This is a genomic window from Kamptonema animale CS-326 (assembly GCF_028330895.1).
GTDB lineage: Bacteria > Cyanobacteriota > Cyanobacteriia > Cyanobacteriales > Microcoleaceae > Kamptonema > Kamptonema formosum.
In genome coordinates, this window is sequence record NZ_JAQMUA010000220.1 from 1 (window position 1) to 10,431 (window position 10,431).

At 43.8% G+C, this 10,431-nt stretch carries 12 protein-coding genes; 7 read left to right on the top strand and 5 right to left on the bottom strand.

The features are described from left to right. Positions 1–86 precede the first annotated feature (86 nt). Positions 87–383, top strand: coding sequence for an REP-associated tyrosine transposase (locus PN499_RS29665; protein WP_417063878.1), 297 nt, complete (start codon positions 87–89; stop codon positions 381–383). A 113-nt stretch (positions 384–496) separates the two neighbouring features. Here the strand turns inward: PN499_RS29665 and aqpZ are convergent, their stop codons facing one another. Next, positions 497–1,252, bottom strand: a complete 756-nt coding sequence (aqpZ, locus tag PN499_RS12640) for an aquaporin Z (protein WP_272032284.1) — start codon at positions 1,250–1,252, stop codon at positions 497–499. A gap of 88 nt (positions 1,253–1,340) precedes the next feature. Continuing rightward, positions 1,341–2,321: a carbohydrate kinase family protein gene (locus tag PN499_RS12645; RefSeq protein WP_272032285.1), complete on the bottom strand. Its 981-nt coding sequence runs from the start codon at positions 2,319–2,321 to the stop codon at positions 1,341–1,343. A 190-nt stretch (positions 2,322–2,511) separates the two neighbouring features. On the opposite strand from PN499_RS12645, the gene pedR reads away from it, so the two are divergent. From pedR to PN499_RS12665, 4 genes are all read left to right on the top strand, one after another. Then, entirely contained in the window at positions 2,512–2,787 is a 276-nt protein-coding gene (pedR, locus tag PN499_RS12650; protein ID WP_007353878.1) for a photosynthetic electron transport-dependent transcriptional regulator PedR, read from the top strand. A 37-nt stretch (positions 2,788–2,824) separates the two neighbouring features. After that, complete coding sequence (locus PN499_RS12655) at positions 2,825–3,127, top strand: hypothetical protein (protein ID WP_272032286.1); 303 nt, start codon at positions 2,825–2,827, stop codon at positions 3,125–3,127. A gap of 265 nt (positions 3,128–3,392) precedes the next feature. Beyond that, a complete protein-coding gene (gene hisS / locus PN499_RS12660; protein ID WP_272032287.1) occupies positions 3,393–4,676 on the top strand; it encodes a histidine--tRNA ligase in 1,284 nt (427 codons plus the stop codon). Positions 4,677–4,805: 129 nt separating this feature from the next. After that, positions 4,806–5,171 carry a hypothetical protein gene (locus tag PN499_RS12665; protein ID WP_272032288.1) on the top strand — a complete coding sequence of 122 codons (366 nt, stop codon included), beginning with the start codon at positions 4,806–4,808 and terminating at the stop codon, positions 5,169–5,171. A gap of 73 nt (positions 5,172–5,244) precedes the next feature. Here PN499_RS12665 and PN499_RS12670 read toward each other — a convergent pair whose 3' ends face one another. From PN499_RS12670 to PN499_RS12680, 3 genes are all read right to left on the bottom strand, one after another. After that, complete coding sequence (locus tag PN499_RS12670) at positions 5,245–6,465, bottom strand: class I SAM-dependent methyltransferase (RefSeq protein ID WP_272032289.1); 1,221 nt, start codon at positions 6,463–6,465, stop codon at positions 5,245–5,247. 448 nt (positions 6,466–6,913) lie between these two features. Next, a complete protein-coding gene (locus tag PN499_RS12675; RefSeq protein ID WP_272032290.1) occupies positions 6,914–7,603 on the bottom strand; it encodes a hypothetical protein in 690 nt (229 codons plus the stop codon). A gap of 390 nt (positions 7,604–7,993) precedes the next feature. Next, positions 7,994–8,221, bottom strand: coding sequence for a hypothetical protein (locus PN499_RS12680; RefSeq protein ID WP_272032291.1), 228 nt, complete (start codon positions 8,219–8,221; stop codon positions 7,994–7,996). Positions 8,222–8,345: 124 nt separating this feature from the next. Here PN499_RS12680 and PN499_RS12685 point away from each other — a divergent pair, with 124 nt between their 5' ends. Together PN499_RS12685 and PN499_RS12690 are read left to right on the top strand one after the other, a co-directional pair. Continuing rightward, a complete protein-coding gene (locus PN499_RS12685) occupies positions 8,346–9,539 on the top strand; it encodes an NAD(P)/FAD-dependent oxidoreductase (protein WP_272032292.1) in 1,194 nt (397 codons plus the stop codon). 145 nt (positions 9,540–9,684) lie between these two features. Then, the gene (locus PN499_RS12690; protein ID WP_272032293.1) at positions 9,685–10,398 is read left to right on the top strand and encodes an HAD-IA family hydrolase; all 714 of its coding nucleotides are present in this window, start codon (positions 9,685–9,687) and stop codon (positions 10,396–10,398) included. Positions 10,399–10,431: the final 33 nt, after the last annotated feature.

The window sequence follows — 10,431 nt, forward strand, 5'->3', positions numbered from 1 at the left end:
CACCATAATTGCTGTGGCTCTTGACTTAATGAATCCGAAACATTTAAAAAATTGGTTTACTAACTGCTGCTACTGTACCTCATAACATCCGGAAGTGCTGTATATCAAATTCACGCCGCAAACACCGAGAAAGTGATGTTTGGCACCGGCGTTTCTGGGAACACACTATCCGCGATGATCAAGACTTTGAACAACATCTTAACTATATTCATTACAATCCAGTTAAGCACGGTCTAGTTTTGTGTCCCCACTTGTGGCCGTATTCAAGTTTTACTCTGTGGGTGCGAAAAGGTATATATCAGAATGATTGGTGTTGTAGTTGTTATGACTCAGAGCCAAAGATACCCAATTTCAGCGCAATTTCCAAGCAGATTGGAGAATAAATTTCTAGGGGGCTCTGGTAGGGTGGGCGCTGCTGCAATAAACCTTTACTATTAATCTTAAATTTTGACAGCAGCGCCCACCTTACAAGAAATATGGTCACGGGGATAAAGGCCTACGATTCAATGGTTGATTCAGCTAAAAAGGATGAGTAGAAAAACCCAGCAGCGATCGCACCAGCAATGGGGGCCAGCCAAAACAGCCATAACTGCGCGATCGCCCAAGTCTGACCGCCGAAAACTGCTAAAATCAACGCAGGGCCAGTGCTCCGCGCCGGGTTAACAGATACATTGGTAACGGGAATGGCAATTAAGTGAATCAAAGTTAAACCTAAACCGATCGCTACGGGTGCAAAACCTTGGGGAGCACGAGGATCGGTAGCCCCCAAGATAATAATTAAAAACATGAAGGTAAGTACAAATTCGGCGAGGAAAGCAGCCACTAAACCATACTTGCCAGGAGAGTTTTCACCGTAGCCATTGGCTGCAAAACCCCCAATTTCAAAACCAGATTTACCGCTAGCAATTAGGTAGAGAATAAACCCTGCTAAAATTGCTCCCGCAACTTGAGCGATAATATAGGGTAAGAGTTCGCTACCTGAGAAGCGTTTGCCGAAAAATAAGCCAAAGGAAACCGCTGGGTTGAGGTGACAGCCAGAAATGTGACCAATAGCAAAGGCCATCGTCAACACTGTCAGGCCAAAAGCCATAGACACACCAACTAATCCCACTCCCACTGGAAAGACGACATTGGGTGCAATTTTGGCTGCATCTGCGGTAAATACTGCTGCGAGCACAGCACTACCGCAACCCCCAAATACTAGCCAAAAAGTACCCATAAACTCTGCTACATAGCGTTTTATTGGTGACATTTTTATTATTCTGTAGATAAATCAGGATATGACTATACCACAGTGGTTGAAAAAGTAAGAATAACCTTCATTAAATGTAATAGGAGATTTAACGGCTTTTATGTAAATACAAAAATGCTTCTACTTCAGCAGCAGTAGGTTGAGATGCGATCGCGCCTGGTTTCATTGCTACCATTGCACCCACTGCACTCGAATATGTAACAATTTTCTTCACAGTTTCCGCATCTTCTAAGCTGTGAATTCCATGTTGGCACAACTGGTGAACAAACCCGGCAACGAAGCCATCGCCTGCACCAGTAGTATCCTCAACGTCTACATTAAAAGCCGGAAGTTTGCCTTCATTCTGGGAAATACAATAGCCACAACCTGCTGCGCCAGCAGTTACAATTACGCCTTCCACTGAGTCGAGACGGTAAGTAATTGCACCCGCGTCGGTGGTATTAAATAACCATTGAGCTTCCTCTTCGGAGAGTTTAAGAAAATCAACTTTTTTTAATAGTTCTTTAATTAGCGGTTTAGCTTCTTCTGGGTTTGGCCAAAATACAGAACGCCAATTAATGTCAAGAACAATTTTAACGTCGTATTGTTCTGCCAATTTAATCGCACGCGCGATCGCACCCCGACTGTCGGGATAAGCTAGTTCTAAAGTTCCTAAGACTAAAAATTCAGCATTTTCAAACAACACCTCTGGTATTTGTGCTGCTTGCAGGCGAGTATCGGCAAATTCTGCGGCGTTCAATTTACCAAAACCAGCGAATTCGCGATCGCCCTCCTCCGAGCGTACCACATAAACTTCCCGCGTCGGTGCTGTCGGGTGTCGCTGTACTCCCGCCGTGTCAACACCAACCTCTGCCAACAATTCTACCAGCGAGTTTCCCAGTTCATCTGCGCCCACAGCGCCGATAAATCCCGCCTTAGTCCCCAATTTAGCTAAAGCACAAGCCACATTAGCAATAGCCCCGCCTGGATAGGGTGTCCAAGATTCTACTTGTTCTAGCGATCGCCCAGGCTGATCCGCTAGACAATCAAACAAAATTTCACCGAGGCACAGAACGCGAGGATAAGTCACTTTTTTTGCCAGCTTTTTTAAGCACCAATTACTATCCTATCAGAGTTACTGATATCTGCGATCGCCAAAAAAGCTTCATGCCCCTACCCAAATTGTCTAATCGCTAAGTATTGTTGCTAGGAAAGGGGGTATTGTACCGATATGCCATTAAAATTGTACATAGGTAAATATGCAGAGATAGAAAAAAATTATGGCTATTGGCGTGTCTCACACCTCTGTCACCCTCTCCGACAGAGAACTGCAAGTGGTAGAATTAGTGGCTGCTGGATTGACTAATCAAGAAATAGCCGACAAATTGGATATTAGCAAGCGTACAGTCGATAACCACATGAGCAATATCCTCACCAAAACCGCTACTGGCAACAGAGTAGCACTCGTCCGCTGGGCTATGCAGTGGGGAAAGGTCTGTTTGGATAATATTAACTGCTGCGTTCTACCAGGGCACATCGATAAAGGGGTATCCTAGACAGGGCTAAGGTTGAACACAGGCAAAGAAAGGGATAATGCAGACGGCACAGGAAAAAAAGTTGCGGTATAAAATTTGTTGCCAAAAATTACCGCTTGCAGTATATCGAGAGGTGGCCGCCCATCTGCGTCAAGTAGAAGGGGTAGAAACTGGTTTAATTCCGCAGCAGTCGCAGCAGTTTGATTACAGTCAAAGCCAAGTGGCGGGTTTGTGGGTACAGTATTCTGAAGATGCCGATCCAGAAGTTCGCCAGCAGGTAGATCGAATATTGGCTTACTATAGCGATCGCTTTGGTGTGTGGGAGCGAGATGATACTCTCCCAGATGGCAGGGAAGTTTAAGGAAGTTTTGATTTGTAGGGAGTTTTTTTAGGGGCGAGTTTAGCCAGTAAATCTTGCCGCCAGCGAACAATATTTGTACAAAACCCACCCTGTTAATTAAGTGTTGAGTTATGAGTTTTTAGTTTAATTTATAATTAACACTAAAAACTCATAACTCAATAACTTCTAAAGTAATTTTGTAACGCCACCTTCTAGGCGGTTATTTTACCCCCAGAGGGCGGCGTTACTTTTAGTTGTGTAAAACTCAAAATCTAAAAATCGCAAAATGAGTACGATTGAAACTTTACCGGGAACGCGGGATATCTTATCCCCTGAAATTGGATATTGGCAGCGCTTAGAAGCAATTGCTAGAGAGATTCTGGCAAAAGCAGCTTATCGAGAAATTCGCACACCAATTTTTGAGCAGACATCTTTATTTGAGCGCGGTATTGGCGAAGCTACGGATGTTGTCGGCAAAGAAATGTACACTTTTAAAGATAAGGGCGATCGCTCAACTACGCTACGCCCAGAAGGAACAGCCGGAGTGGTACGAGCTTTTATTAAAAATAGTTTATACGCTCAAGGTGACGTGCAGCGTCTTTGGTATACTGGCCCCATGTTTCGCTACGAACGCAACCAAGCAGGTAGGCAGCGGCAATTTAATCAAATTGGAGTTGAAGTGTTAGGAAGTGCCGATCCTAGAGCTGATGTGGAGGTACTCGCGATCGCTTCTGACATTCTCAAAACTATAGGATTAACGAACTTACGGCTAGATATTAACTCAATAGGAAATAAGGAAGATCGGCAGAATTATCGTCAAGCTTTAATAGATTATTTAACACCTTATAAGGAAGAATTAGACCCGGATTCCCAAGACCGTTTAATTCGCAATCCGCTGCGGATTTTAGACAGTAAAAATCCGCGCACCCAGGAAATTGCCGCAGATGCACCCAGCATTCTTGACTATCTAGGGGAAAACTCGCGCCGCCACTTTGAAAAAGTGCAGCAAATGTTAACCGATTTGGGGATTAAATATCAATTAAATCCGCGATTAGTTAGAGGTTTAGATTACTATACCTACACAGCTTTTGAAATTATATCCGATGATTTGGGAGCGCAAGCAACAGTCTGCGGCGGTGGTCGCTACGACGGTTTAGTAAAAGAATTGGGCGGGCCAGATACGCCTGCGGTGGGTTGGGCAATGGGTTTAGAAAGGTTGATTTTACTGTTGCAACAGTTGCAACCTGCACCTACTAATGCGTTAGATTTTTATGTAGTTTCAAGGGGCGATCGCGCTGAAGTACAAGCGGTATTATTAGCTCAAAAACTGCGTAGTTTTGGATTCAGCGTAGAGATAGATTTGAGCGGTAGTGCTTTTAAGAAACAATTTGGGCGAGCCGATCGCAGTGGTGCTGTTGCTTGCTTAATTATCGGTGATGAAGAAGCAGAAAGTCAATCGGTAAAATTAAAGTGGATGGCAAGTAAAGAACAGAGTGCGATCGCACAATCGGACTTATTAGAAAAAGCAGAAGAGTTGCGTTGTCAGATTGATAGTATCAAAAATACTTGAAAGGAGATTAGTTAGACAGAGATCGTGGGTTTAAGAACAGAGGCTATTCGCATTCTTGATATTCTTCTCAACGATCGCGATCGCGGGGATAATCCTATATAATTTATTGAAAGTGACACAGAGAAACCTATGAGTACAGAGCGTTGGGATGATGAGAGGCTAGACCGTTTGGCAAGCTTGATAGAAAACGCTGCTCGTGTGGCAGAGAACGCTGCTCGTGTGGCAGAAAGTAACTCTCGCGCGATCGAAAACCACGAACAAATTTTAGAACGTCACGAACAAAGTTTAGAACGTCACGATCGCCTCATAGAAAGTAATAGTCGTGTCATTCAAGCTCTAGCTAATGTAGTAGCAGAAGCAAGAGAAGAACGGCAGCAATTATTCCAATTCATGGCGCAACAGCAGACAGAGATTCGCGGAATGCAAGCTGAGAATCGCCGCATTCTCGATATTCTTCTCAACGAGCGCGATCGCGGGGATAATCCTAGTAATTAAGCTAACCATCTGGGACTAACTAATCATTAAGACCGGTTCCAGTCATCAAAGAGTATATTATAACTCAAAATCACTACTCCGGCACAATCAAACCCTTAAGTTTACATCCCCTTTCCTCCTCACTCAAACCCTTAGACTGCACCAAAACCCCAAACCCCCCCAACCCCATCGGATCGATCAATTGATGTAACGCCTCTCGCCGCCGCAAAAATGCTGCTAAATCTAACACCTGTGCATCATTTGAAGAAAGAGCCGCAATGCGATCCCCCAAACCCAAAGCCATTAAAAACAATCCCTGCTGAGTCAATCCCACTAACTCCAATCCGCACAATTCTCCCTGTTTTTCCAAGGCCGTAAAATCAACATGAGCTGTTAAATCTTGCTTCCCTACATATATATAAGGATTATTGTGATGTTGATGGTGGTAATAGCATTGTAGCGTCCCTTCTCGCCGATTTGGATTATAATAGCGGTGAGCTGGATAGCCGTAATCAATGGTTAATAAATATCCTCGTTGCAATTTTTCAGCAACAGTAGTAATCCAATCTAAAGCTGCCAAATTAACCTCGGTGCGATAGCCATCAGGGTATCCACTTGCAGATAAATCTATTCCTACTAAATTAAAATATTCGCTAATTTTAGGTGTAGAAACTTCGCCGATAACTTCAGCAAACTTTCTTGCTGTTTTTCCATCTTCTTGCACCTGAGTTTCAGCAGTAACATAAACTTCCTTGATTTGACCTTTGTCAACAATGATTTGATGGAGAGGTAACGCATCCACTAATTCATTAGAAAAGAAGCAACCAGCAATCGAATTAAGAGGTATTTCATCCCAATTGCACCACCTGACAGATTTTATATTGGTTAATCGTTGTTGCTGTTCTGCTTTGAGTACCGCTGATTTCTCAATTATCACATATTCTAATATTTGGAAAAAATCTAGATACTGTAGTTGCAAATATGCTAAGATATCAGCGGCTAAAATCCCTTGCCCCGCCCCCATTTCTACAATAATAAAAGAGTTAGGTTTGCCTAAAATATCCCACATTTGGACAAATTGCTCTGCCAATACTTCGCCAAAGTCAGCACCCAAGTGAGGTGAGGTAAAAAAATCGCCATGTTTGCCGATATTGACTTCATTAGTAGTGTAGTAACCGTGCTGCGGATGGTATAGTGCTAAATCCATATATTCAGCAAAGGTAATTTGCTGCTGCGAACTTGTGGCAATTCGCTGAAAAATCAGGTCGCACAGTTCCAGGTTAGAGTCGTTAATATCTAATTGCTGAACAGTCATAAGTCCCAAAATTAAAGTAGATGCGATCGCATTATAGCAGCCTGAATCGGGTGAAGAAAATTTACTATGGGTAATGGTAATGGGTAATGGGTAATTGGTAATTGGTAATTGGTAATGGGTAATTGGTAATTAGGAATTAGGAATTGGTAATTGGGAATTTAAAGAAGTACCTACGCAATTGAAAACTGGCCGATCTCATGGCGAAAGGCAGCAGTTTTGTACCGCTGCCGATCGAGGAGAATTAAAGTAAATATCACAATTCACAGGTCAAAACTGGAAGTTAAAAAATTAAAAACAGGCTCGGAGAATTGAAATTTGAGCAAGTGAATAGAAATACCAAGCGGATATTAATTGTAGGTGTGAGATTTAGATTATGAGCTGGCTGAAGAATTGGTAGTGGTAGAGAATTATCCCCAGCAAACTTAATCTAAAACCCATAACCTAAAATCTAAAAATGCAACTGCGGCCCGGCCCAGGCATTGCTAACTTGACTGCGGAAAACTTGAGGTTGATCGTGGTTGGCCGCAACTGTCCTACCCCCCAAATCGACGGCCCAAACTGGCCAAGAGCGATCGCCCAGATTGCCAGCACGGAAAAGCACTTCATCAGGATAAGATTCGCTCCAACCCAAGAGTACGGCATGAGTGTACAAACTGCCCGCAGGGGCAATTGTATGGGTGCGATTCTGGTTACTGTCCCAGACTACCGCGTAGTCCGACATATCCGACGCGCTAAAGATGGCCTCAAACTCCCGTGCTAAAATGCGATCGCCAGTTTTGTTCCAAGAAACGGGAATCAAAATCGCCATCGCCCCCGGCAGATCTGACTCTTCAGAAGCGGAAAACCGATGATCTGCCAACGGTGAAGAAGGCATCACCGTTTGTAATTCCCCCGTCCGCAGGTTTTCTACAAACATGGCAGTGCTAGCGCGACAGCGGTAGAACTCTCGCTGCACTTGCATTTGAATCCGGCTGTACGCTGCGTACTCACCATTAGTAGAAATCAGTGAGGGGCTGCGGTAGTAGCGTACACCAGAGCCCACAGTTGAGCTAACTTCAGCGTGGGTAGCCACAATCCATTCCCAAGGGATGGGATGGGGGCTATTTAAAGGGTCAATCTGCACCGTTGGTTCAATCATGGTAGGTTCACCGAGAAAATGTTTGTTAACACTTGGAGCCGATGCTAAACGTGGGGGGGTAGGCGCTCGTAGATGTTGTATCGGCAAAAGCGTAAGAGTAACAGGGTGGCAATTTCGAGAGCAACTACCTAAAGTAGTAAGTCGAAATCGACCTAGTTAAAGGCTCAAATGTTTTAAGCAGGGGAGTTCTGCGAAAATTGAGCTATTCAGTTGTGAGACAGCAAATTTAACTGTGAGGCTCCCTAGCGTTCAATTGATTATCCTTATGTATATAGCAGATTGAAATCATAGGTGAACGGAATCTCCAGTAATCTCATCAGAGTAGTCCCAGGATTAGTTGAAGTAGGCGATCGCTACGGCCAAGGCGAGATCGCTTTACCTAACTTGCGTCTAACTTGTTGAGGCGGCTCGCAGCAACTTGAAAACCTTGTGCTTAAAAGGTTTTAAGCTGAGGACTCTTAAATAGAATTCGGCTGGCGTGGGGCACTCTGCCTCCGGCACAGCGACTTCTTCGGGTAGAAAGCAGGTGGAATGAGGAGTGGGGGCGATCGCAACGGAGGCTAAAAACCGGGCTTGTTCGCAGATTTGTAGTTGAGAGATCGATAATAACGCACTCAAATTAATAGGCTCTCGGAACGTAGAAACGATAACCCACAGGATGAGTGTGCCTGCTAGTCATTAATTTAATAGTAAAGTTGCTAGAGTGAAGTTGCCTTGATTCCGATCGCGTCGGGAAAAAACTATGACTCAACAACAACCCCGCATTTGCATTCTCGGTGGCGGCTTCGGCGGACTCTACACGGCTCTGCGTTTGAGTCAATTACCTTTTGCCAAGCCCCAAAAGCCTGAAATTATCTTAGTCGATCGGTGCGATCGCTTCCTATTTTCTCCGCTGCTATACGAACTCCTCACCGGAGAACTACAAACCTGGGAAATCGCCCCACCCTTTGAAGAATTGCTCAAAGATACAGGTATCCGCTTTTGTCAAGGTGCTATCTCTGGGATCGACATCGCCGAAAAGCGAGTGCAGTTGCAAGACGGCCAAGAAATTACTTGCGATCGCTTAGTCTTGGCCCTTGGTGGCGAAACTCCCCTTGACTTAGTTAGCGGTGCAGTCGAACACGCTTTCCCATTTCGTACAATTAGCGATGCCTATCGCCTCGAAGAACGGCTGCGAATTCTAGAATCCTCTCAATCTGACAAAATTCGGATTGCCGTCGTGGGAGGCGGTTATTGCGGAGTAGAATTAGCGTGTAAATTGAGCGATCGCCTTGGCGAAAGAGGACGTTTACGCCTAATCGAACAAAGCGATAAAATCCTGCAAACATCCCCAGATTTCAACCGAGAAGCAGCAAACATTGCTTTAGAAAAACGCCGCGTCTGGATAGACTTAGAAACAAGTGTTGATGCTATTGACTCAGACACAATTTCTCTAGCTTACAAAGGACAGATAGACATCTTGCCAGTAGAGGCAGTTTTATGGACGGTAGGAATGATTGTAACCCCTATGGTACGTTCACTTCATCTCAAGCAAAATATTCGCGGTCAATTAATTGTCGAACCGACGTTACAAGTAGTTGATAACCCAGGAATCTTTGCCCTAGGAGATATAACCGAATGTGTGGATGCTGACGGTCAAAAAGTCCCTGCCAGCGCTCAAGCAGCCTTCCAGCAAGCTGACTACACAGCCTGGAATATATGGGCATCTCTCACTGACAGACCTTTGCTTCCTTTCCGCTATCAGCCACTCGGAGAAATGTTGACATTAGGAGTTGACAATGCTACTTTTGCTGGTTTAGGAATTAAACTAGACGGTCAAATGGCTCACGTAGCCCGTCGTTTAGCTTATCTCTATCGAATGCCTACATTAGATCACCAAATCAAAGTAGGTTTTAATTGGATAGCTAGACCAATTCAAGAAATGCTTGTAAACTAATTGGTAATTGGTAATTGCTAATGGCTAATTGCTAATGGCGAATATCAAGTCTGGTAAATCACTTGAAATTATATCATTGGGGGCAAAGCAAAGCAATTTACCAATTACCAATTACCAATTACCAATTACCAATTACCAATTACCAATGCCTAAAATTATTTTTCTCGATGCTGTTGGTACGCTATTTGGAGTGCGTGGTAGTGTCGGCGAAGCTTACACCAAAATAACTAGCCGTTTTGGAGTAGAAGTTTCTCCCGAATTATTAAATCAAGCTTTCTTTCAAAGCTTTACCTCCGCAACTCCGATGGCATTTCCCGGCGTAGACTTTGCCAAAATTCCCGAAATGGAATTTGATTGGTGGCATAAACTTGCCATCCAAACCTTCCAAACAGCAGGCGTATTTACCAAATTTTCAGATTTTTCTAGTTTCTTTATTGAACTATACAAATACTTTGCCACTGCTGAACCTTGGTTCCTCTATCCCGATGTCAAACCCGCCTTAGAAAGATGGCAAAATCAAGGAATTGAGTTAGCAGTATTGTCTAACTTTGATTCGCGCCTCTATTCGGTATTAAAAGCACTTGATTTAGCTGATTTCTTCACATCTGTAACAATTTCTACAGAAGTAGGTGCAGCCAAACCAGATCCCCAAATTTTTACCACTGCTTTACAAAAATACTCATTTTCAGCCGCAGAAGCTTTACATATAGGTGATAGCTTTAAAGCGGACTATCAAGGTGCTAAAGCTGCTGGAATCAAAGCAATTTTACTGAATCGAGAGCAAATTTCTGCCGCTAAATTCCCTATAGTTGATAAAGATTTTGAGCAGTGGAAAAGTCTTGACCTTTTGTACTTTTAAGCTGATAATATAACGTAACGCCGCCCTCTGGGC